Source organism: Amycolatopsis sp. cg9 (genome assembly GCF_041346945.1).
Classification (GTDB): Bacteria; Actinomycetota; Actinomycetes; order Mycobacteriales; family Pseudonocardiaceae; genus Amycolatopsis.
Genome location: NZ_CP166850.1, coordinates 77,874 through 99,614 on the forward strand (window position 1 = coordinate 77,874; position 21,741 = coordinate 99,614).

A 21,741-nucleotide genomic window follows, 5' to 3' on the forward strand; every position below is an offset into this window, starting at 1 on the left:
GCGCAACTCTATACACCCCAGGCCGCTGCGGTGTAGCTTGATTTGCGTGACGTACTTCGCGGACCTCACCTCGCCCCAGGTCGCGGCGCTGGCGGACGGCTCGCGCGTCCCGGTGCTGCTGCTGCCGCTCGGCGCGATCGAGCCGCACGGCCCGCACGCGCCGCTGGGTACCGACCCGCTGATCTCGCGGGGGATGTGCGAGCGCGCGGCCGAGCGGCTGGCGGCCGACGACGACGTCCACGTGCTGGTGCTGCCCGAGGTCCCCTACGGCGTCACGCGCTTCGCGACCGGGTTCGCCGGCGGCGTCCACATCGGCGAGGAGACGCTGCACGCGCTGCTGGTGGACATCGGGGCCGCGCTGATCGGCCAGCGGCTCCGGCGGATCCTGCTGGTCAACAACCACTTCGAGCCCGCGCACCTGGTCACGCTGCGGCGGGCGGCGGATACGCTCAACTTCGCCTACGACGGCCGCGTCGCCCTGCTCGACCTGGTCCGGCGGCGGCACGCGCAGCGGCTGACCGAAGAGTTCCGGTCGGGCGAGTGCCACGCCGGGCGGTACGAGACGTCGCTGGTGCTGGCCGACCGGCCCGAACTGGTGGACCAGGCGCTCATGCGGACGTTGCCGCACGTGCCCGTGAGCTTGGCTTCGGCCTCGTCCGACGGCGGTTTCCTCGAACTGGGGATGACCGACGCGTACTGCGGCAAGCCCGCCGAGGCGACCGCCGAAGAGGGCGGTTCGACCTTCTCGACCTTGACCGACCTGCTGGTGGAAGCGATCCGGGAGCTGGCACGTGAGTGAGCCGTTCAACCTCGCCACGCACTTCCTCGACCGGCACGTGGCCGCGGGCCGGGGCGACCGGACCGCCCTGATCGTCGGGGATCGCACAGTCAGCTACGCGGCTCTTGCCGGGCTCGCCAACCGCGCCGGAAACGTGTTCGGCGACGCCGGTGTCCGAAGAGGACAGCGGGTGCTGCTGGCGCTGAGCGACGGCGACGAGTTCGTCGCGGCCTGGTACGGCGCCCAGAAGATCGGCGCGGTGACCGCCGAGGTCTACCCGTTCCTGCAGCCCAAGGACTACGCCTACTACCTCGGGTACACCGAAGCCGTGGCCGTGCTCGCCGACGCCGTCACGCTGCCCGCGTTGCGCGCGGCGGGCGCCCGGAACCTGCTCGTCACCGGCGTTCCCGAAGCCGAGCTGCAACCCGGCGAACGTCCTTTCCGGACGTTGCTCGACGCCGCGCCGGACACGCTGGACGCCGCACCGACCACTGTGGACGACGTCGGGATCTGGAAGTTCACCACCGGCAGCACCGGCGCGCCCAAGGCGTGCGTGCACCCCTTGCGCAGCCCGCTGGAGAGCTTCGAACGGTACGCCGTCCAGGTGCTCGGGCTGCGCGAAGACGACCGGGTCCTGGCCGTGCCCAAGTTGTTCTTCGGCTACGCGCGCGACCTGGTGGCGCTGTTCCCGTTCGGCGTCGGCGCCGCCGGGATCGCGTTCCCCGAGCGCAGCACGGCCGACCTGATCTTCGAGCTGATCGCCCGGCACCGGCCCACGGTGCTGGTCAACGTGCCGACCATGATGAGCGCGATGGTCGCCCACCCGGCCGCGGCGGAGCAGGACCTGAGCTGCCTGCGGATGACGACGTCGGCGGGCGAGGCGCTGCCTTCGGAGCTGCACCGGAAGTGGGACGCGGCCTTCGGCGTGCCGGTGGTCGACGGGATCGGCTCGTCCGAGGCCTACCACATCTACCTGTCGAACCGGCCGGGCCAAGCCCGGGCCGGCACGCTCGGCACCGCCGTCCCCGGCTACACCGCCGAGGTCGTCGACGAGCTCGGGAACCCGTTGCCCGACGGCGAAATCGGGCCGCTGCGGGTGACCGGGCCGACGATCGCGCTGGAGTACTTCGGCGACCCGGAGAAGTCCGCGCGCACGTTCGACGGCGACACGCTGACCTCCGGCGACCTCTTCAGCAGGTCCGGCGGGTTCTTCCGCCACCACGGCCGCGCCGACGCGCTGCTCAAGGTCGGCGGCGTGTTCGTGGCACCCGGCGAGATCGAGGACTGCCTGCTCGGCCACGAGTCCGTGGTGGACTGCGCGGTCGTGGGGCACGAGACCGACGGCCTGGTCGTGCCGCGCGCGTACGTCGTGGTGCGGAACCCGGTGTCGGCCGACGAGCTGAAGGACCACGCGAAAGCCCACCTGGCCAAGCACAAGTACCCCCGCGAGGTGGTGTTCGTGACCGAACTTCCCCGTACCGCCAACGGAAAGCTCGACCGGCGGGCACTGGCGGCCCGCCCGTGAGCCGCCTGGTCGTGGTCACCGGCGGCACCCGCGGCATCGGCGCGGCGATCGCCTCGCGGTTCCGTTCGCTGGGCGACACCGTCCTGGCGCCCGGCAGCGCCGAGTGCGACGTCACCGACGAGGACGCCGTCGCCGCCTATTTCGCGGCGGCGGGCCCGGTGGACGTGCTCGTCAACAACGCGGGGATCTCTTCCAGCGCCCCGGCCGCCCGGACCACTTCGGACGATTGGCACCGGCAGCTGGAAGTCAACGCCACGGGCGCGTTCTTCTGCACCCGCGCGGTTTTGCCGGGCATGCGCGAGCGCGACCGCGGCCGGATCGTCACGGTGGCCTCGACGGCGTCCCACGTCGGCTACCGCTACACGGCCGCCTACACGGCGTCGAAGCACGCGGCGCTGGGTCTCGTGCGCGCGGTGGCGGCGGAGCTGGCCGGCACCGGCGTCACGGCGAACGCGGTGTGCCCGGCGTTCGTCCGCACCGACATGACGGCGTCCTCGGTGGCGCGCATCCAGGAGCGCACGGGCCGGTCGACCGACGACGCCGAAGCGGCGCTGGCGGCGGCGGCCCCGCTCGGCCGGCTGCTCGAACCTTCGGAGGTGGCGTTCGCCGTCGCCTTCCTGGCGGCCCCGGAGGCCGCCGCGATCAACGGCCAGACCCTCGTACTCGACGGCGGAGGAATCCAGTCATGAGCCCGTTCCGCGCGACCGCACCGCTGACGAAGGAGTGGGAACACTTCGAGTTCACTGTGGACAACGGGGTCGCCACGGTGACCTTCACCCGGCCCGAAAAGCTGAACGCGCTGACCTTCGACGTCTACGCCGACCTGCGCGACCTCGTGCTGGAGCTGCCGCAGCACGAAGACGTCCGGGTGCTGGTGATCACCGGGCAGGGCCGCGGTTTCTGCTCCGGCGGCGATGTCGAAGAGATCATCGGTGAGCTGCAGAAGTTCGAGACGGCGGAGCTGCTGGAGTTCACGCGCATGACGGGCGCGGTGGTGAAGGCCCTGCGCGAGTGCCCGATCCCGGTGATCGCGGCGGTCAACGGCGTCGCGGCGGGCGCGGGCTCGGTGATCGCGCTGGCGAGCGACTTCCGCCTGCTGGCCGAGTCGGCGAAGTTCGCGTTCCTGTTCACGAAGGTCGGCCTGGCCGGCGCGGACATGGGTTCGGCGTACCTGCTCCCCCGCCTGGTGGGCCTGGGCCGCGCGACGGAACTGCTGATCCTGGGCGACAAGCTCCCGGCCGCCCGCGCCCTCGAGATCGGCCTGGCGTCGCAGGTGGTTCCGGACGCCGAACTGGCTTCGACGGCTTCGGCGCTGGCCCGCCGCCTGGCGGACGGCCCGGCACTGGCGTACGCGACGACGAAGGTGCTGCTGACCCGCGAACTGGACATGGACCTGGGCAGCGCGATCGAGCTGGAAGCGATCACGCAGGCCCTGCTGATGACGGCGAAGGACCACAAGGAGTTCTACGCGGCCTGGTCGGCGGGCCGCGAGCCGCGCTGGACGGGCCGCTAGAGCAGCCGCTCGCCAGTTTCACCGCGCCGCGACTTCACGTCGCCCCGCCTCAAGCGCCCCAATGTGGCGTTCGGTGCGTCAGACGCACCGAACGCCACATTGGGTGCGCTGGACGCAACCAACGCCACATTGGGGCGCTCGGGTCGGGCGCTAGAGCAGCTCCTCGGCGAGCGCGTCGACCAGGGCGCGGGACGGGCTCGACCCGGTCAGCGCGCTGTAGACGATCGGGCCGAACAGCGCGTCCAGCAACGCATCGGCGCCGAGGCGCGGTGAGATCTCGCCCGCGTCGATCGCGCGGGTGATCAGGTCGCGTTCCTCGGCCCGGCGCGGGCCGAGGTAGCGCTCCTCGAAGCTCGCCGCCGTGGCCGGGTCGTGCTGGGCCTGGGCGAGGAGCGTGAGCAGGACCTTGCCCGCCGGGTCGCCGGTGACGAAGCCGGCGAACGCGTGCAGGTATTCGCGGAGCCCCTTTTCCGGGACCGGCAGGCGCTTGGCGGTGTCCTCGATGAGCGTGTCGAGCAGGATCTCGACCTTCGACGGCCACCAGCGGTAGATCGTCTGCTTGGCGACGCCGGCCTCCCGCGCGATCGCCTCGATGGTCAATCCCCCGAACCCGTGCTCGACGAGCAGGTCGTCGGCGGCGTGCAGCACCGCGAGACGCGCGTTTTCGTCGCGCCGGTTGCCGGAGCGGGCCCTCGGCGGGTTCGGCATGCGGCCACGATAGCGTGCTACTGTCTAGACGCAACGTCGCGTCTAGACAAATGGAGATCACCGTGCCCGAAGCACTCGTCATCGGCGCCTCCCGCGGCCTGGGTCTCGTCCTCGCCCGCGAGCTGACCCGCCGCGGCTGGGACGTCACCGCCACCACCCGCGGCGACACTCCCCCTGGCATCAGAGTCGAGCCCCTGGAGATGACCGACCCCGCACAACTGGCTGCCCTGCGCTCACGGCTGGGCGAGCGGCGATTCGACCTGCTCTTCGTGAACGCGGCCGTCGACCGGGGGAACCTCCCGATCCGCGAGGTGCCGGCGGACATGTTCACCGAGGTGATGGTCACCAACGCGCTGAGCCCGCTGCGAGTCCTGGAAGCCCTGCGCGAGCTGGTCGTCCGGGGCGGGACGGTCGCGGTGATGTCGTCCGAGCAGGGCAGCATCACGCTGAACACCGAACCCGGGTACGAGCTGTACAAGGCCAGCAAAGCCGCGCTCAACCAGCTGATGCGCAGCTACGCGACCCGCTACGAGGGTGACGGGCGCACGAAGCTGCTCATCGACCCCGGCCACAACCGGACCCGGCTCGGCGGCCCGGACGCGCCGTTGTCACCGGAGGAGTCGATCCCGTTGGTGGTGGACGTTCTCGAGGCCCAGGCGGGAAAGCCGGGTCTGCAGTTCCTGGACCGGCACGGGGAAACCGTGCCGTGGTAGTCACCCCGCGGCGGCGGTCACCGCGATCGCGTTCTCCTCCAGCGAGCCGAAGTACAGCTGCCCCTGCCACTCCCGGACGCCCACCAGCATGTGGAAGCCGTCGATTTCGCCGCGCAGTTCGCGGACCACCTCGCCGTCGGCCGCCACCCCCAGCACACCCACCTCGCGGCCCGGGCTGGGCTGCAGCGACGTCGGCAGCCGGCGAACTCCCGCCCGCACGAACGCCGGCAGCCGGCGGACCACGTCCAGCGCCGCCACCTTCGGCGAGGCCTGCGTGATCCAGATCAGCCCGTCCGTGCCCGTCGAGATGTTGTCCGGGAAGCCCCACAACCCGTCGACCAGCACGTCCGCACGACCGTCCGAAAGGGACACCCGCGACACCCGGCACGCGCCCGTCTCCGCCACCGCCACGAACGACTCGTCCGGGGCGAGCGCCACGCCGTTCGCGAACTGGAGGCCGTCGAGCAGCTGGTCGATCGAGCCGTCCGGGGAACGCCGCAGCAGGCGGCCGCCCGCGGTCTGCTCGATCAGGTCGTCGCGCCAGTTGTCGATGCCGAAGCGGCGGGACGAGTCCGTGAAGTACACCGTCCCGTCCGACGCCACCGCCGCGTTGTTGCAGAACACGAAGTCCAGGCCCAGCGCCGACGTCGCCAGCACCGACGGCGTCCCGCCGGACAGGGGCACCACCAGCAGGCCGGCGCGGGCGTCGCAGATCAGGAGCTCGTCCTCGCCGTACAGCTCCAGTCCGAGGGGGCGGCCGCCGGTGTCGGCGAGGACGTCGATGCGGCGGCCGTCCGGGGACAGGCGCAGGATGCGGCCGTCGTCGACGCCGGTGTAGATCCGGCCGTCGCCGTCGACCACGACGTCTTCGGGGCCGTGGCCGTTGACCGGGTGGATCGTGACCTCGCCGAACCGCATCGAACGTCTCCTACCGGTAGGTGAGCAACGAAGCCGCGTCGGCCTCGAAGTGCGGGTGTTCGTTGAAGGACAGCAGGGTGACGCCGCCGCGGCCGGACACCAGCTTCGTGATGCCGCCGTTGACCGTGACGCGGTTGAGCTTGAGCAGCCCGGCTTCGGGCGTGCCCATCAGCAGGCCGCAGACCGTGGCGATCACGCCGCCGGAGGTGAACACGAGCGCGTGCTCCCCCTTGCCGAGGGACGCCACCAGGTCCGAAAGCGCGGCACGGCAGCGCGACCGGAACGCGGGCCACGTCTCGGTGCACGGCCCGCCGGTGCCCGCCGACGTCCAGGCGGTCAGCGCCGCGTCGAGCACCCCTTGGTACGCGCGGGAATCCTCCTGCGGCGCGCCACCGGCGTGGTGGCGCGCGATGTCGACGTGGTCGTACTCGTTCCAGCGCGGGTCCTCGACCACCGGGACGTCGCTGCCCAGCACCTTCAGCGCCGTCGCCGCGGTGTCCCGCTGCCGCGCCAGCGTGCCCGAGCGGACCTGGCTGAAGGGGACGTTGCGGCGCAGCAGTTCCGCGCCGACCACAGTGGACTGTTCGAGGCCCCGCGGCGACAGGGCGTCGTAGTCCGCCGCGCCGAACGACGCCTGACCGTGCCGGACCAGGTAGATCGCGCCCACTACACGCTTCCCTTCGCGATGATTTCCCGGCAGCGCCAGTCCAGGTAGCCGACGAACTGCCAGAAGTCCTTGAACGCCGGGTTGCGCGTGGCGCCCTCCCGGTACCGCCGGTACAGCTGCTGCAGCACCGCCGCGAGCCGGAACAGGCCGTAGACCTCGTAGAACCGCCAGTCGCCGATCGCGAGCCCGGTCTTCTCCGCGTACCGCGCGACGAATTCCTCGCGGGTGAACATCCCGGGCAGGTGCGTCGGCTGGCGGCGGCTCGCCTTCATCACGTCGTCGTCACCGGCCTGGACCCAGTAGGCCAGCATGCTGCCCAGCTCCATCAGCGGGTCGCCGAGGGTGGCCAGCTCCCAGTCGAGCACACCGGTGATGTTCAGCGTCGCCGGGTCGTCGAGCACAAGGTTGTCGAGCCGGTAGTCGTTGTGGATCAAGCAGATCTTCACCTCGGCGGGCTGGTTCTCGGCCAGCCAGGCGCGCACCTCGGCGAAGTCGCCGACGTTGTCCGTGCGCGCCGCGACGTACCGGTCCGACCAGCCGCGGATCTGGCGCTCGACGTAGCCCGCGCCCTTGCCGAGGTCGGCCAGCCCGGCCTTCCCGACGTCGACGGCGTGCAGGTCGACCAGCCGGTCCACGACCTTGCCGGCCAGCTCGCGCGCCTGGTCCGCGCTCAGCTCGAGACCGGCGGGCAGGTCGCCGCGCAGGATCAGGCCCTCGAGCTTCTCCATGACGTAGAAGTCGCCGCCGAGCACGCTCTCGTCGTCGCCGAAGGCCAGCATCCGCGGCACGTACGGGAACACCGGCCGGAGCGCGTGCTGGACGCGGTACTCGCGCCGCATGTCGTGCGCCGACGCCGCCTTGTGCCCGGCGGGCGGCCGGCGCAGGATCAGCTCGCGGTCCGGGTAGGTCAGCAGGTACGTCAGGTTCGACGCGCCGCCGGGGAACTGCCGCACGCGCGGCGGCTCTTGGCCGAGCCCCTCGACCTTGGTCGTCAGCCAGGCGTGCACCGCGGCGGCGTCGAAGGCGTCCTCCGCGCGGACCTCGACGGTGGTCATGCGAACTTCCGCAGGACCGAGGCGGGCACGACGCGCATGGCGACGCTCAGCGGCACCCAGGGCCACGCCGGGACGTAGGCGCGACGCGGCTCGGCCTCGATCGCCTTCACCAGCGCCCTGGCACCGCTCTCCGCCCTGGCGAGCAACGGGTTCTTGCCGAGCCGGTCGTTCATCTCCGACTCGATGTAGCCCGGCCGGACGTCCGTGACGGCGATGCCCTTGCGCTTCAGCTCCAGCCGGGTGCCGTCGACGAACGCCGAGATCCCGGCCTTCGAAGCGGCGTACGCGGTGAGGTTGCCGGGCAGCCCGCGGATGGCGCTGAACGACGAGACCACCGCCAGGTGCCCCGCGCCCTGGTCCCGGAAGATCCCGGCGGCCGCTTCGATCTGGGCCGCGGCCGCGACGAAGTTGACTTCGAGGGTCTGGCGGTTGGCGTCGAACCGGCCTTTCCCGACCGGCTGCCCCTTCCCGAGCCCGGCGTTCACAATCACCCGGTCGAGGGACCCCAGCTCGGCGCGGAACTCCTCGAAGACGGCGAACACGCGGTCGTGGTCGGTGACGTCGAGGGTGCGGGTGACGACCTTGATCCCGGGGTGGGCTTCCTCGAGTTCCTTGGCGAGGTTCTCGAGGCGCTCGGTGCGCCGCGCGCACAGGGCGAGGTTCCGCCCCTGCGCCGCGAACCGGCGGGCCATGCCCTCGCCCAACCCGCTGCTGGCGCCGGTGATCAGGATGTTCTTCCGGAGCGTCATGGACCGGATGCTACCCGTTGGTAATAAGACCGGTGGCCCGGCGCTGGGGGCGTCGCCGGGCCACCGGTCATCGCGCGGCCACACCGGCCGGTCGCACAACGCGGCCGGGTGAACCGGAGCCGTTGTCCACGGCTTCTCGGCCCGCGCCCGGGTGGTCCGTGAGGGGGAGGCGGGGCCACCGGCGCAGGCAAGTCATGAAAGCGTGTCCGGCCTGGCCGGGGCAATGGTTCACAGTTGCCAGTACTAGCCCGTTCGCCCCAGCGGACCGCCCGGCGAAGAGGGACGCGGTCGGGGCGGGGAATCCTGCTAACGTGCTCCGTGTCGGGGATCGTCGGGGGACGGCACGGGGCGGATCGGCAATGGCGGGCAGCACGGCGGGCGACGAGAACGGGCGCACCGCGTTCGCCACGCAGCTGCGTGCGGCCATCGCGACGAGCGGCCTGTCGCTGGACCGGATCCAGGCCCGGCTGCGGGCGCGCGGCGTCGTCGTCAGCGTCACCGCCCTCAGTTATTGGCAGTCCGGCAAGCGCCAGCCCGAACGGCAGAGCTCGCTGTCGGCGGTCCGGACCCTGGAAGAGATCCTCGACGTCCCGGCCGGCGCGCTGCTCGGCCTGCTGCCCCCGCCACGGCCCCGCGGCGGCGCCGGGAAGCGCCACGCGGGCGGCGAGCCGATGTCGTTCCCGCGCGAAGTGCTGCAGCCGTTGCTGGACAAGGTCGGCGCGCCCCACGCGCTGGAGCGCCAGCACCCGCTGAAACTGGTCGGGCTGCACGACCTCTGCGAGATCGCCGCGGACGGCGGCCAGCGCGCGGTGACGGCCCGCGCGGTGTTCCAGGCGGTCTCGGACGGCCAGGACCGCTGGCTGCTCGTGTACACCCAGGACGACCCCGCGGCGGGCGCCCCGGAGCTGCACGCGGTCCGCAACTGCCGGGTCGGCCGCGCCGAGGTCGACGAGGCGCACGGCCTGATCGTCGCCGAGCTGCTCTTCGACCAGCCGATCGACCGCGGCGAGACGCACTTGATCGAGTACACGCTGACGAACAGCGGGCCGCCGTACCCCGAGTGCCGCAACACCCACTACCGCGAGTTCCGCCGCCCGGTGCGGGAGTACCTGCTGGAGGTCCGGTTCGCGCCGGGCACCGCGCCGGAACGGTGCTGGCAGTACTCGCGCAACGGCTCGACGGGCTCGCTGGCCCGCCGCCCCCTCAAGCTCGACGGCGGCGACGGCGTCCACGCGGTGGCCCTCGATTTCGGGCCCGGGGTCTTCGGCATCGACTGGGATTGACCCCGGGGCCCGGTCGGCACCGCGGGTTCGGCCGACGGTTGCCGAACCGACGTCAGGAAAGCTTGGTGCGCAACACCTTCCCGGTCGCGTTGCGCGGCAGCTCGGCCAGGAACTCGACGTCCCGCGGCACCTTGTACCGCGCCAGGTTCGCCTTCACGTAGTCCCGCACTTCGTCGGCGTCCAGGGAAACCCCGTCGGCGAGCACCACGAACGCCTTCAGCCGCTGGCCGAACTCCGGGTCCTCGACGCCGATCACCGCCGCCTCGAGCACGTCTTCGCGCTCCACCAGGAGGTTCTCCACCTCGATCGGGAACACGTTCTCGCCGCCGGAGACGATCATCTCGTCGTCGCGGCCGTCGATGAACAGCAACCCGTCCTCGTCGAAGTGGCCGACGTCGCCGCTCGAAAGCAGGCCGTCGATGATTTCCTTGTGGCGGCCGTCCGTGTACCCGCCGAAGCTCAGGCCGCTGCCCACGAACACCCGGCCGGTGACGTTCGGCTCGGTGATCTTCCGGCCCTTTTCGTCGTACAGCGCCACTTTGCAGCCGACCGGCGCGCGGCCGACCGTGCCGGGGGCCTTCCGCCAGTCCTCCGGCGTCGCGACCGTCGCCACCGCGACCTCGGTCGAGCCGTACAGGTTGTGCACCACCGGGCCGAACGCCTCGTTCGCGCGGTTGCCCAGGTCCGGCGAGAGCGCCGAGCCGGCGACGAAGATGATCCGCAGCGACGACGTGTCGTACTTCTCGCGGGTCTCCTTCGGCAGGTCGACGATGCGCTGCAGCATCGTCGGCACCAGCACGAGCGCGGTGCACTTGTGCTCGGCGACGCCCTTCAGCGCCTCCTCCGGGGTGAACTTGCGGCGCATCACGACCGTCGAGCCGAGCGCGAAGGACAGGATGAACTGCGAGAGCCCGGTGCCGTGGAACAGCGGGGCGCCCATGTAGGTGGCTTCGTTGGAGCGCAGCGGGATCCGGTCGAGGAACTGCGCCGACGCCAGCGCCGAGGTGTGCGGCCGCGGCGCGCCCTTCGGGGTGCCGGTGGTGCCGCTGGTCAGCAGCACGAAACCGCCCGGCTTGGCCGGCGCGGGCCACGGCCGGTCGTCCGTGCTGGCGATGATCTCGCTGAGCACCGGCACGGTCCGGTCGGTCAGGTCGCTGTCCGGGTCGACCCAGGCGAGGTAGCGGTCGACGCCGTCGGGCATCGCGTCGAGCAGGCCGGTGAACTCCTGGTCGTAGATCAGCGCCGTGACGCCTTCGCGCTTGGCGACGTCGGCCAGCTGCGGCTTCGCGAACCCGGTGTTCATCAGCAGCAGGCGGACGCCGAGCTTGCCGGCCGCCGCCATCGTGATGACCAGGCCGCGGTGGTCGCGGCAGAGCGCGGCGACGACCTGGCCGGGCTCGATGCCGCGCTGCGACCACGCCCTGGCCAGCGCGTTCGACTGGTCGTCGAGCTGCTTGTAGGTGAGCGGCCCGAGCTCGTCGACGATGCCGACGGCGGTCGGGTCGCGGCGCGCGGAGATGTGGTTCGCGCCGGCGAACGGCCCGAACTTGCGGATCGCCACCAGTGAGCGGACCCCCTCGTCGAGCCGGGGGAAGGGGACGAGACCCGCGCGCCGCATCACGTCGACGCTGCGGGCCGTCTCGGCCACCTTGTCCGCCACCTGCGTGGCGAGCTCGACCAGGCTCATCCAGGCACCTCCGTTGCTGCGGGGAAGAGAGCCCACGCCGACGGCGGGCGTACCGGCGGTATGGGAGCTACTGGAGAGTAAACCAACCCTACGCCGAACGCACCACCCGCGAGCGCGCGGAAACTGTCGGTGGTGGTCGGCACAATGTCTTCGTGCAGGTGATCGCGGGGCGTGAGGAGGACGGGAGCTTCACCGTGCACACGCCGTCTTCGACGCTGACGGGGCTGGACGAGGCGGCTTTCGCGAGGTCGGCGCGGGAGCTGGAGGCATCGCTCGAGCCGCGGTGGGTGTTCGCGTCGGCGGAGTCGACGTACGCGGTGCTCGTCGCGGCCGGGGTGCGGGTGCGCCGCTGCTACGACGTCGCGCTGGCGGAGGGGCTGCTGCTGGCGTACGAGGGCACGGAGGAGCAGTCGCGGAGCCTGCGCGCGGCCTGGGCCAGGGCGAACGGCGAGGAACCGCCCCCGGATTCGGCGTCCGTCGAGCTGGCGCAGCCGACGCTGTTCGAGACCAGGGTGCCGACGCTGCCCGAGGGCGTGACGGTCGTCACGGCGGTCCGGCGCGTGCTGGCCGAGCAGGAGCGTCGGGTCGCGGCGACCGAGCACCCCGACCGGATGCGGCTGCTGCTGGCGGCCGAGTCGGCGAGCGCGCTGGCCGCGGCGGAGATGTCGGCCGACGGGCTGCCCTGGCGCGCCGACCTGCACGAGGCACTGCTGGTTTCCCGGCTCGGCCCGCGGGTGCGCCCCGGCGAGCGGCCGAAGGTGCTGGTGGAGCTGGCGGCGAAGATCAGCGAAGCGTTCGGCGGGCGGCCGGTGAACCCGGACTCGCCGCCGAGCGTGGTCCGCGCGCTGGCGCGGGCCGGGATCGAGGTGCCGGCGGCCCGGAAGTACCTGCTGAAGGGCATCGACCACCCGGCGGTCGGGCCACTGCTGGAGTACAAGGAGCTCTCGCGGCTGTTCGCGGCGAACGGGTGGGCGTGGCTCGAGGAGTGGGTGGCCGACGGGCGGTTCCGCCCGCACTACGTCGTGGGCGGGGTGGTGTCCGGGCGCTGGGCCAGCCGGGGCGGCGGGGCGCTGCAGATCCCGAAGGTGCTGCGCACGTGCGTCCGGGCGGATCCGGGCTGGAAGCTGGTGGTGGCCGACGCGGCGCAGCTGGAGCCCCGGGTGCTCACGGCGCTGTCGGGCGACCGGCGCCTGGCCGACGTCGCGGCGGCGACGGACCTGTACGCGCGCCTCGGCGAGGCGTTGTTCTCCGGCTCACGCTGGGTCCCGGCCGCCGACGACGACCGCGACGACCGGGCGCGGGCGAAGATCGCGATGCTGTCGGCGATGTACGGCGGCACGTCCGGCGAAGCGGGCCCCCTGCTCGGGTTGCTGCGGCAGCGCTTCCCGGACGCGGTGTCCTACGTGGAGCGCGCGGCCCAGGCGGGCGAGCGCGGCGAGCGGGTCCGGTCCCGGCTGGGCCGCACGTCCCCGGCACCGTCCGCGGCGTGGCGCGCGCTGACCGGCGGACTGGCTTCCGACGAAGCGGCGGAGCTGAAGGCCCGCCGCGCCTCCCGCGGCTGGGGCCGTTTCACGCGCAATTTCGTCGTCCAGGCCAGCGCGGCCGACATGACGGCGGTCATGCTGGCAACGCTGCGCCAGCGCCTCCCGGCCCCCGCGCACCTGGTGTTCTTCCAGCACGACGAAGTCATCGTCCACACCCCGGCCGAGCTGGCGGAGGAGGTGACGACGGCGATCACGGACAGCGTGGCGGAGGCGGCGCGCATGCTCTTCGGCCCGGCCTGCCCGGTGCGGTTCCCGCTGCACATCGCCCCGGTGGACACGTACGCCGACGCGAAGTGAGCCGTGCCGGTCACCCCGGCACGGCTCCCGCGCCTACGGGAACATCGAGAGCGGCTGCGTCACGACGTCCTGGTTCGGCAGGGTCCGGCCCGGGTTGCCGCGGAAGTCGGTCCAGCACGGGTACAGCCGGAGGTCGGCGCCGACCGCGACCCCGGTGTAGTCGCCGATGAACACGCCTTGGAGCTCCTTCCCGGTGACCGCGCCGGTCGCCACGAACTGCACCTGCGGGTTCGACGTCTGCGTGGTGATCCGCCGGATCGGAGCCGCGCCGGCACCGTCGCCCCACCCGGTGGCGTAGGCGTAGTCCAGGCCGATGCCGTGCGGGTCGTAGGCGCGGGTGTAGAAGGTGACCGCCACGCGCCCGGCCAGTGCGGCGACGGCCGGGAACACCTCGTCGGCGCCCGTGCCGATCTTCACCGGCTTCGACCAGCCGTGCCGGCCGTCGGAGCCGCTCAGGAACGCGTCGCCGTTCGTCTTGACCGACTCGCCGTCGCGGTAGGTGCCGTTGCGGTCGTCGGCCCAGGTCACCCAGAGGTGGTCGGTCACCCGGTCGTACGCCAGCTGCGGGAAACTGTTGACCCGGAAGTTCTCCCCGGTCAGCGCGTTGTTGGCGACGTCTTCGTCGACCGGGAAGTCGAAGTCGAGCCCCACCTCGGCGTGCCGGAAGGTCCGGCCACCGTCGCGTGAAGTCGCCACGACCACGGCGTCGTGATCGGCGGGCCGGTCGCACGCCGCCGTGGCGCACACCGACGTCTCGTAGGCGATCTGGAGCGTCCCGTCGCGGGTGACCACCGGGTTCGACCCGCTGCCGAACGGCGTGATGCCGCCCGGGAAGCCGGTCAGCGAAGGCGAAACCCGGCGCATCGGCGACCACGTCCGGCCGAAGTCGCCGGACTTCGACAGCACGATCGGCGATTCGACGAAGTTCCCGCCCGCGTCGTAGGTGAACTGCGTCCAGGTGACGTACACCGTGCCCGACACCGGGTCGGCGGCGATCCACTCCTTGTCGTTGAAGATGTTCGCGGGCGTCGGGGTGCCGGCCGGCGTGACGCCGTCGAGGTGCAGGATCGCCGGGTCGCCGAAGCTGCGCCCGCCGTCGTGCGACACCGACACGGCGATGCCGCTGGCGAGCTGCTGGTCGTCCGGGACCGCGGCCCGGCTGAACACGAGCGTCGAGTAGTAGACCGTGTTGTGCGGCCCGAACGCGACGGCCGGGTCGCCCGCGGCGTCCATGTAGGACAGTGGCGCGGCCGCCCCGGTCGGGAAGTCCAGGTGCGGCAGCTGAACGTTCGTCCAGGTCTTGCCGCCGTCGAACGAGGTGTAGGCGAAGCCGCCGGAGTCGTTGCGGGCCTCACGGGTGTTGTAGAGCCGGTAGTCGTTGGACCCGGCGACGATGTTGCGCGGGTTCTCGGGGTTGACGGCGATCGTCGTTTCGTTCTGGGCGGTGCTGCACCCGGTCTGGCTGCCGGTCGGCACGATGGTGTCGCCGTCGATGACGTCGCGGTTGGGCACCAGCGGGCGGTAGGGGTTCGGTTTGCCGATGTAGGTCTGGCAGAGCGCGGACAGCGCGGGGTCGTCGCCGTCCTCCTCTTCCCCTTCGGCGAACCGTTCTTTGAGCAGCGGGTTCGGCACGTCGTGCCGCGGCTCGGCGGCTTGCGCGGCCGGGGCGAGCACGACCACGAGCGGCAAAACGAGCGCGGTGAGCGTGGCGAGGATTCTTCGCTTGGCGGACGAAACACCCAAGGACATCGGACGGTCCTTTCCCAGGAGGGGTCTCCAGCCGGACCAGGCTTCTCGCGTGCCCGCACCCGGTCAACCGACGGAAGTCCGGAGCCGGACAAACCGCATTTCCGGTAGCCTGGAACGCGATGATCGACTACGGGCTCGACCTCTCCGCGGTACCGCGCGACCACGCACTGCCCGACCTGGTGGCCGAAGGCGACGAACTCGACGCCCTCGTGAGTGCGGCACCCGACTGGTCCCGGCCGACCCCGGCCGCGGGCTGGACGATCGCCCACCAGATCGCGCACCTCGCCGCGGCCGACGCGAACGTGCTCACCGCGATCCGGACGCCCGGAGCTTTCGACCCCGAGCCGAAGGACGCCGACGCCGACGCCGCCGCAGGGGCGGCCGGACCGCGGTCCGCGCTGCTGGACCGCTGGCGCACCGGCCGCGCCGAACTGGCGGCCGCGCTGCGGGACGTGCCGCTGGACCACGCGTTTCCCTGGTTCGGTTCGCAGGCGACCGCCGTGCTGATGGTGCCGCTCCGGCTGATGGAAACCTGGGCGCACGGACAGGACGTCTTCGACGCGCTCGGTGTCGCGCACCGGCCGACCGGGCGGCTCCGGCACGTGGCCGCCCTCGGCGTGGCCGGCCTGGGGCTGTCGTTCTACGCGGCGCAGTCGCCGATGCCGGCCGAGGAGGTCCGCGTCGAACTCACCGGTCCCGGCGGCGAACTCTGGACCTGGGGCCCCGAAGCCGCCGCGCAACGGGTGCGCGGCAGCGCGCTCGACTTCTGCCTCCGGGTCACCCACCGCCGGTCACGGGCCGAAACCGGCCTCACCGCGGTCGGCGGAGACGCGGACAAGTGGCTGGACATCGCGCGCGTCTTCCTCTGAGGCTCACGCCAGCGCGTCGTCGATCGCCTTCGTGATCCGCTTCAGCGACACCGGGTGGGCCGTCCCCAACGTCTGCGCGAAGAACGAAACCCGCAGCTCTTCGATCATCCACCGCACCTCCCGCAACGCCGGCGACGACGTGCCCGGCGGCAGCGAAGCCAGCGCGTCGGCGTACTCGCCCTGGATCCAGGCGACGTCCGCGGTGCGCTGCAGGTCGCGCGTCGGCTCCGTCGGCAGCTTCTCCAGCCGGCGCGTGATCCCCTGCAGGTAGCGCACGACGTTCCGCAGCCGCGAAGCACCCGTCTCCGTCACGAAACCGGGGTAGACCAGCGCGGCGAGCTGCGCGCGGATGTCGGCGAGCGACTCCGCGGGGCCGCGCGTGGCCGGCAGCAGGACCTCGACGTCGTTGGCCGCGCGGAGGATCTTCTCGACGTCGGTCAGCACGCCGAGGACCTCCGGGTGCAGGCCCGCGCGGACCTTCTCCAGCAGCACCGCGAAGCCCGTTTCGTCCCAGGCCGGGCCACCGCCGGCCGCCATCAGGGCGTCCACCGCGCAGTCGACGCAGTCCTCGAGCAGGGCCGCGACGCTGCCGTGCGGGTTCCGGTTCAGCACCAGCTTCGACGAGTTCGTCAGCGACCTCGTGATGAACTTCATCGGCGAGTTCAGGTTCAGCCGCAGCATCCGCCGCGTGCCCGCCCACATCGCGTGGGCCTGCTGGCCCGGCGTGTCCAGCATCCGCACCGCCACCGAGGCACCCTCGTCGACCAGGGCCGGGTACGCCTTGACGTCGTGGCCGCGCTGCGACGACTCGAACACCTTCGGCAGCGAGCCGAACGACGGCTTCGTCAGCCCGGCCTTCTCCAAGGTGTTGGCCGCCTGGGAGATCGTCGCACGGACCTTCGGGGCCAGCCGCCGCTGCAGCGCCTCGACGTCCTTGCCCTCGGCCAGCTTCTTGCCGCGCTCGTCGACCACCCGGAACGTCATCTTGAGGTGCTCGGGCACCGAAGCCGGATCCCAGTCCGCGTACGGCACCGTGATCCCGCGCAGGGCGCGCAGCTCGCGGCCCAGCACCTCCAGCAGTGGACCGTCCGAAGGGGACACTCGCGAAAGGACGTACTTCGCGGTGTCCGGCGCCGGGACGAAGTTGCGCCGCAACGCCTTCGGCAGCGACTTGATCAGCTGCGTGACCAGCTCCTCGCGCAGCCCGGGTACCTGCCAGTCGAACCCGTCCGGCGTGACCTGGTTCAGCACCGGCAGCGGGATGTGCACGGTGACGCCGTCGGCGTCCGCGCCCGGCTCGAACTGGTAGGTCAGCTTGAAGACCTGCGTGCCCTGCGTCCACGAGTCGGGGTAGTCCGACTCCCGCACGCCGCCCGCGGTTTCGTTGATGAGCATGGACTTCTCGAACGACAGCAGGTCCGGCTGCTCGTGGCGGGTCTTCTTCCACCAGCTGTCGAAGTGCCGCACCGAGACGACGTCGGCCGGTACGCGCTCGTCGTAGAACTCGTACAGCGTCTGGTCGTCGACGAGGATGTCGCGCCGCCGTGCCCGGTTCTCGAGGTCCTCGACCTCCTCCAGCAGCGCCCGGTTCTCGGCGAAGAAGTGGTGGCGCGTCTGCCAGTCGCCCTCGACCAGCGCGTGCCGGATGAACATCGCCCGCGACAGCTCCGGGTCGATCCGGCCGTAGTTGACGCGGCGGTCGGCGATCAGCGGGACGCCGTACAGCGTCACCTTCTCCGTCGCCATCACCGCACCCTGCTTGCGTTCCCAGTGCGGCTCGGAGTAGTTCCGCTTGACGACGTGCTGGGCCAGCGGCTCGACCCACTCGGGCTCGATGCGCGCGTTGACCCGCGCCCACAGCCTCGACGTCTCGACCAGTTCGGCCGACATCACCCAGCGCGGCTGCTTCTTGAACAGCGCCGAGCCGGGGAACACGCCGAAGCGGGCGCCGCGCGCGCCCAGGTAGTCGCCCTTCGCCGGGTCCTTGAGCCCGATGTGCGAGAGCAGCCCGGCGATCAGCGACGTGTGCACGCGCTGCGGGTCCACCGGGGACGCGTTCGTGTTCAGCGAGATCCCGAGCGGCTTGGCCAGCTGACGCAGCTGGCTGAAGATGTCCTGCCACTCCCGCAACCGCAGGTAGTTGAGGTATTCGGTGCGGCACATCCGGCGGAACTGGTTGCCGGACAACGCCTTCTGCTGCTCGGCGACGTACTCCCAGAGGTTGAGGTAGGCGAGGAAGTCCGACGTCGGGTCGGCGAAGCGCGCGTGCTGGGCGTCGGCCGCCTGCTGCTTGTCCGCCGGCCGCTCGCGCGGGTCCTGGATGGACAGTGCGGCGGCGATGATCATGACCTCGCGGACGCAGCCGTTCTTCGCGGCCTCCAGGACCATCCGGCCCATCCGCGGGTCGACCGGCAGCTGCGCGAGCTTGCGGCCGACGTCGGTCAGGGTGCGGTCGGCACCGGCGGACGAGAAGGCGCCGAGTTCCATCAGCAGGCCGACGCCGTCGGTGACCTGGCGGCGGTCCGGCGGCTCGACGAACGGGAACGCGGCGATGTCGCCGAGGCCCAGCGAGGTCATCTGCAGGATGACCGACGCCAGGTTGGTCCGCAGGATCTCGGGGTCGGTGAACTCCGGCCGGCTCTCGAAGTCCTCTTCGGAGTAGAGCCGGACGCAGATGCCGTCGGACGTGCGGCCGCAGCGGCCCTTGCGCTGGTTCGCCGACGCCTGCGACACCGGTTCGATCGGCAGCCGCTGCACCTTGGTCCGGTGGCTGTAGCGGGAGATCCGCGCCGTGCCCGGGTCGACGACGTACTTGATGCCCGGGACGGTCAGCGACGTCTCGGCGACGTTGGTCGCGAGCACCACGCGCCGCCCGGTGTGGGACTGGAAGATGCGGTGCTGCTCGGCCGCCGAAAGCCGCGCGTACAGCGGCAGGACCTCGGTGTTGCGCAGGTTCGCGCGGTTGAGGACGTCCGCGGTGTCGCGGATCTCGCGCTCGCCGGAGAGGAAGACGAGGATGTCGCCGGGCCCCTCGGCGCACAGCTCTTCGACGGCGTCGAGGATGCCCTGGGTCTGGTCGCGCTCGTCGTCGGCGTCGGGATCGTCGGGGTCCACGAGCGGCCGGTAGCGCACCTCGACCGGGTAGGTCCGGCCGGAGACCTCGACGATCGGCGCGTCGTCGAAGTGCTTCGAGAAGCGCTCCGGGTCGATGGTGGCCGAGGTGATGATGACCTTGAGGTCGGGGCGGCGCGGCAGCAGCTGCTTGAGGTAGCCGAGGATGAAGTCGATGTTGAGGCTGCGCTCGTGGGCCTCGTCGATGATGAGCGTGTCGTACTGGCGCAGCGAGCGGTCGGTCTGGATCTCGGCGAGCAGGATGCCGTCGGTCATCAGCTTGACCAGCGTGTCCTGCCCGGACTGGTCGGTGAACCGGACCTTGTAGCCGACGGTGTCGCCGAGCTCGGTCTTCAGCTCGCTCGCGATCCGGTCGGCGACCGTGCGCGCGGCCAGCCGCCGGGGCTGGGTGTGCCCGATCTGCCCGCGGATGCCGCGGCCGAGCTCGAGGCAGATCTTCGGCAGCTGGGTGGTCTTCCCCGAGCCGGTCTCCCCCGCGACGATCACGACCTGGTGCTTCTCGATGGCGGCCGCGATCTCCCCCTTGAGCCTGCTGACCGGCAGCTCTTCGGGGAATTCGATCTTGGGCACGCTCTCGCGCCGCGACTGCACGCGCAGCTCGGCCTTGTCGACGTCGGCGGCGATCTGCGCGAGGGCGGCGTCGCGGTCACGCGCCTTGCGGGCACCGTCGAGCCGGCGGCGCAGACGTTGTTCGTCGCGCGGCATCAGCTCGGGCAGGCGCGCCCGAAGCGCTGCGAAGGGGGATGGCGTGGACATGCTTGGACCGAGGATAGCCGTGCGTGACGAACCGGGCCTCCCAATATCCCGCCCGCGTGACCCGGCCCACCCCGAGCGCCCCAATGTGGCGTTCGGTGCGTCCAGCGCACCCAATGTGGCGTTCGGTGCGTCTGACGCAACCAACGCCACATTGGGGCGCTCGGGCTCAGCGTCAGCCGGGCTGGCCGGGCTGCTGCGGGTACTGCTGCTGCGGCGCGCCCGGCGCCGGCTGCGGCGGCGTGGCCTTGGCGCGGCCGGCCAGCGCCGAGACGCCGACCAGCGCGAGCCCGACGACGCCGAGGCCGATGCCGAACCACGGCTGCATGTCCGAGGCCCAGGCGATGAGCCGGAACTCGTAGTCGAACTGCTCGAGGATGAGCGAGCCGAAGCCGAGGACGGCGAAGACGACACCGATGCGCATGGCGATTCCAGCCATGGGAAACCCCCAACGGGAAAGGAAAACGGGAGCCGGCCGCCCCCGACGGCCCGCGATTGGGAACCGAACGGTAGCGACCGGGCCCGCGCTTGTCCCGTGGTTTCCCGATTCGTTACCTCAGCTCCGCCGGAGCGAGTCCGGGCTCAGGTCCGCCAGTGTCCGGTGGCCCGACAAACCCATGGTCAGGTCGAAGTCCGCCAGCAGGCTCCGCAGCACGTGCCGGACGCCGTCCTCGCCCGCGTGCGCCAGGCCGTACACCCACGGCCGGCCCACCAGCACCGCCCGCGCGCCCAGTGCCAGTGCCTTGAGGACGTCCGCGCCGGTGCGGACGCCCGAGTCGAAGAGGACCTCCAGCCGGTCGCCCACCGCCGCGACGATGCCCGGCAGCGCCTCCAGGGCGCCGATCGCGCCGTCGACCTGGCGGCCGCCGTGGTTCGACACGACGATGCCGTCCATGCCGGCCTCGGCCGCGCGGCGCGCGTCGGCGACGTGCTGGATGCCTTTGAGGACGATCGGGCCGTCCCAGTGCTCGCGCAGGAACGGCAGCTGGTCCCAGGTCCGGTCGGTGCCGGTGATCATGCCGAGCCAGGTCAGGATCGCCGTGCCCTTGTCCTCCTCCGGCGTCTTCTCCAGCCGGGACAGGAACACCGGGTCGGTGAACGGGACCGCGAGGCCCTCGCCGCTGAGGAACGGCAGGTACGCCTGGTCCAGGTCGGACGGTCGCCAGGCCAGCGTCCACGTGTCGAGCGTGACGACCAGCGCCGTGTAGCCCGCGCTCTTCGCCCGGGACAGCAGGCTCGCGCAGACGTCCGCGTCGCCGGGCCAGTACAGCTGGAACCAGCGCGGGCCGTCGCCGTTGGCCGCGGCGACGTCCTCGATGCCGGTCGACGACGCCGTCGACAGGATGAACGGCAGGCCGACCGACGCGGCGGCACGGGCGGTCGCGGACTCGGCGTCCGGGTGCACGATCGACTGGACACCGACCGGCGCGACGGCGACCGGGGCGGGCAGCCGGGTGCCGAGCACCGTCGTGGCCAGGTCGCGGTCGGTGGCGCCGGTCAGCATCCGCGGGACGACGCGCCAGCGGTCGAACGCCTCGCGGTTGGCGCGCGCGGTCGCGCCGGAGCCGGCCGCGCCGGCGACGTAGGAGAACGGGCCGGGCGCCATGACCTCGCGGGCCGACGCTTCGAGCTTGGTCGCGTCGGTCGAGCACGGCGGCAGCTGCCCACCGAGTCCCTGCAGGTAGAGCTCGTTCTGGTAGCTGCCGAAGCGTTCGGTCACGGTTTCCTCCTCGCGTTCGGGGGCACTGTACTCGCCGGTACTTCCACCCGGCGCCGCGAACTGACCCGCGGGTAACCTGAG

Annotated in this window: 18 protein-coding genes; 8 read left to right on the forward strand and 10 right to left on the reverse strand. The window is 71.8% G+C overall.

Annotated features, from left to right (window positions below; translation table 11 throughout):
- Positions 1–46: 46 nt before the first annotated feature.
- The 4 genes from AB5J73_RS00330 to AB5J73_RS00345 are packed head-to-tail and all read left to right on the forward strand — an operon-like array spanning position 47 to position 3,816.
- Positions 47–799 (forward strand): creatininase family protein, encoded by a 753-nt coding sequence (locus AB5J73_RS00330; protein WP_370966875.1) that lies wholly within the window; start codon positions 47–49, stop codon positions 797–799.
- A complete protein-coding gene (locus AB5J73_RS00335) occupies positions 792–2,303 on the forward strand; it encodes a benzoate-CoA ligase family protein (protein WP_370966877.1) in 1,512 nt (503 codons plus the stop codon). The genes AB5J73_RS00330 and AB5J73_RS00335 overlap by 8 nt, the downstream gene beginning before the upstream one ends.
- Positions 2,300–2,992: an SDR family NAD(P)-dependent oxidoreductase gene (locus tag AB5J73_RS00340; protein ID WP_370966879.1), complete on the forward strand. Its 693-nt coding sequence runs from the start codon at positions 2,300–2,302 to the stop codon at positions 2,990–2,992. The genes AB5J73_RS00335 and AB5J73_RS00340 overlap by 4 nt, the downstream gene beginning before the upstream one ends.
- Positions 2,989–3,816, forward strand: coding sequence for an enoyl-CoA hydratase family protein (locus AB5J73_RS00345; protein WP_370966881.1), 828 nt, complete (start codon positions 2,989–2,991; stop codon positions 3,814–3,816). Before AB5J73_RS00340 ends, AB5J73_RS00345 begins: the two co-directional genes overlap by 4 nt.
- Before the next feature lie 150 nt (positions 3,817–3,966).
- Here the strand turns inward: AB5J73_RS00345 and AB5J73_RS00350 are convergent, their stop codons facing one another.
- Positions 3,967–4,524: a TetR/AcrR family transcriptional regulator gene (locus AB5J73_RS00350; RefSeq protein ID WP_370966883.1), complete on the reverse strand. Its 558-nt coding sequence runs from the start codon at positions 4,522–4,524 to the stop codon at positions 3,967–3,969.
- A gap of 50 nt (positions 4,525–4,574) precedes the next feature.
- Here AB5J73_RS00350 and AB5J73_RS00355 point away from each other — a divergent pair, with 50 nt between their 5' ends.
- Entirely contained in the window at positions 4,575–5,237 is a 663-nt protein-coding gene (locus AB5J73_RS00355; protein ID WP_370966885.1) for an SDR family NAD(P)-dependent oxidoreductase, read from the forward strand.
- On the opposite strand, the gene AB5J73_RS00360 is transcribed toward AB5J73_RS00355, so the two are convergent.
- Genes AB5J73_RS00360 through AB5J73_RS00375 form a run of 4 tightly spaced genes read right to left on the reverse strand, consistent with a single transcriptional unit; the run spans position 5,238 to position 8,626 of the window.
- Positions 5,238–6,155 (reverse strand): SMP-30/gluconolactonase/LRE family protein, encoded by a 918-nt coding sequence (locus AB5J73_RS00360; protein ID WP_370966887.1) that lies wholly within the window; start codon positions 6,153–6,155, stop codon positions 5,238–5,240. It lies immediately after the preceding gene.
- Between the two features lie 10 nt (positions 6,156–6,165).
- Entirely contained in the window at positions 6,166–6,822 is a 657-nt protein-coding gene (locus AB5J73_RS00365) for a histidine phosphatase family protein (RefSeq protein WP_370966889.1), read from the reverse strand.
- A complete protein-coding gene (locus AB5J73_RS00370; RefSeq protein WP_370966891.1) occupies positions 6,822–7,877 on the reverse strand; it encodes a phosphotransferase family protein in 1,056 nt (351 codons plus the stop codon). The genes AB5J73_RS00365 and AB5J73_RS00370 overlap by 1 nt, the downstream gene beginning before the upstream one ends.
- A complete protein-coding gene (locus AB5J73_RS00375) occupies positions 7,874–8,626 on the reverse strand; it encodes an SDR family oxidoreductase (protein WP_370966893.1) in 753 nt (250 codons plus the stop codon). Before AB5J73_RS00375 ends, AB5J73_RS00370 begins: the two co-directional genes overlap by 4 nt.
- A 359-nt stretch (positions 8,627–8,985) precedes the next feature.
- On the opposite strand from AB5J73_RS00375, the gene AB5J73_RS00380 reads away from it, so the two are divergent.
- Positions 8,986–9,909: a hypothetical protein gene (locus AB5J73_RS00380; protein ID WP_370966895.1), complete on the forward strand. Its 924-nt coding sequence runs from the start codon at positions 8,986–8,988 to the stop codon at positions 9,907–9,909.
- A 52-nt stretch (positions 9,910–9,961) separates the two neighbouring features.
- Here AB5J73_RS00380 and AB5J73_RS00385 read toward each other — a convergent pair whose 3' ends face one another.
- A complete protein-coding gene (locus AB5J73_RS00385; RefSeq protein WP_370966897.1) occupies positions 9,962–11,596 on the reverse strand; it encodes an acyl-CoA synthetase in 1,635 nt (544 codons plus the stop codon).
- Positions 11,597–11,748: 152 nt separating this feature from the next.
- On the opposite strand from AB5J73_RS00385, the gene AB5J73_RS00390 reads away from it, so the two are divergent.
- On the forward strand, positions 11,749–13,437 hold the full coding sequence (locus AB5J73_RS00390; RefSeq protein WP_370966899.1) for a bifunctional 3'-5' exonuclease/DNA polymerase: 1,689 nt from the start codon (positions 11,749–11,751) through the stop codon (positions 13,435–13,437).
- A 33-nt stretch (positions 13,438–13,470) separates the two neighbouring features.
- Here the strand turns inward: AB5J73_RS00390 and AB5J73_RS00395 are convergent, their stop codons facing one another.
- Positions 13,471–15,186, reverse strand: a complete 1,716-nt coding sequence (locus AB5J73_RS00395) for an exo-alpha-sialidase (RefSeq protein ID WP_370966901.1) — start codon at positions 15,184–15,186, stop codon at positions 13,471–13,473.
- 119 nt (positions 15,187–15,305) lie between these two features.
- On the opposite strand from AB5J73_RS00395, the gene AB5J73_RS00400 reads away from it, so the two are divergent.
- A complete protein-coding gene (locus tag AB5J73_RS00400; RefSeq protein WP_370966903.1) occupies positions 15,306–16,055 on the forward strand; it encodes a maleylpyruvate isomerase family mycothiol-dependent enzyme in 750 nt (249 codons plus the stop codon).
- 3 nt (positions 16,056–16,058) lie between these two features.
- Here the strand turns inward: AB5J73_RS00400 and hrpA are convergent, their stop codons facing one another.
- The 3 genes from hrpA to AB5J73_RS00415 form a co-directional block, all read right to left on the reverse strand.
- Complete coding sequence (gene hrpA / locus AB5J73_RS00405; protein ID WP_370966905.1) at positions 16,059–19,943, reverse strand: ATP-dependent RNA helicase HrpA; 3,885 nt, start codon at positions 19,941–19,943, stop codon at positions 16,059–16,061.
- Between the two features lie 172 nt (positions 19,944–20,115).
- Positions 20,116–20,379, reverse strand: coding sequence for a hypothetical protein (locus AB5J73_RS00410; protein ID WP_370966907.1), 264 nt, complete (start codon positions 20,377–20,379; stop codon positions 20,116–20,118).
- Positions 20,380–20,496: 117 nt separating this feature from the next.
- Positions 20,497–21,660 carry a lactate 2-monooxygenase gene (locus tag AB5J73_RS00415; RefSeq protein WP_370966909.1) on the reverse strand — a complete coding sequence of 388 codons (1,164 nt, stop codon included), beginning with the start codon at positions 21,658–21,660 and terminating at the stop codon, positions 20,497–20,499.
- Positions 21,661–21,741: the final 81 nt, after the last annotated feature.

Excerpts from the sequence above, each read along its gene's own strand:
- AB5J73_RS00345 (WP_370966881.1), top strand. The coding sequence starts at position 2,989 with ATGAGCCCGTTCCGCGCGACCGCACCGCTGACGAAGGAGTGGGAACAC.
- AB5J73_RS00350 (WP_370966883.1), bottom strand. The coding sequence starts at position 4,524 with ATGCCGAACCCGCCGAGGGCCCGCTCCGGCAACCGGCGCGACGAAAAC.
- AB5J73_RS00355 (WP_370966885.1), top strand. The coding sequence starts at position 4,575 with ATGGAGATCACCGTGCCCGAAGCACTCGTCATCGGCGCCTCCCGCGGC.
- AB5J73_RS00360 (WP_370966887.1), bottom strand. The coding sequence starts at position 6,155 with ATGCGGTTCGGCGAGGTCACGATCCACCCGGTCAACGGCCACGGCCCC.
- AB5J73_RS00370 (WP_370966891.1), bottom strand. The coding sequence starts at position 7,877 with ATGACCACCGTCGAGGTCCGCGCGGAGGACGCCTTCGACGCCGCCGCG.
- AB5J73_RS00375 (WP_370966893.1), bottom strand. The coding sequence starts at position 8,626 with ATGACGCTCCGGAAGAACATCCTGATCACCGGCGCCAGCAGCGGGTTG.
- AB5J73_RS00380 (WP_370966895.1), top strand. The coding sequence starts at position 8,986 with ATGGCGGGCAGCACGGCGGGCGACGAGAACGGGCGCACCGCGTTCGCC.
- AB5J73_RS00385 (WP_370966897.1), bottom strand. The coding sequence starts at position 11,596 with ATGAGCCTGGTCGAGCTCGCCACGCAGGTGGCGGACAAGGTGGCCGAG.
- AB5J73_RS00395 (WP_370966901.1), bottom strand. The coding sequence starts at position 15,186 with ATGTCCTTGGGTGTTTCGTCCGCCAAGCGAAGAATCCTCGCCACGCTC.
- AB5J73_RS00400 (WP_370966903.1), top strand. The coding sequence starts at position 15,306 with ATGATCGACTACGGGCTCGACCTCTCCGCGGTACCGCGCGACCACGCA.
- hrpA (WP_370966905.1), bottom strand. The coding sequence starts at position 19,943 with ATGTCCACGCCATCCCCCTTCGCAGCGCTTCGGGCGCGCCTGCCCGAG.
- AB5J73_RS00410 (WP_370966907.1), bottom strand. The coding sequence starts at position 20,379 with ATGGCTGGAATCGCCATGCGCATCGGTGTCGTCTTCGCCGTCCTCGGC.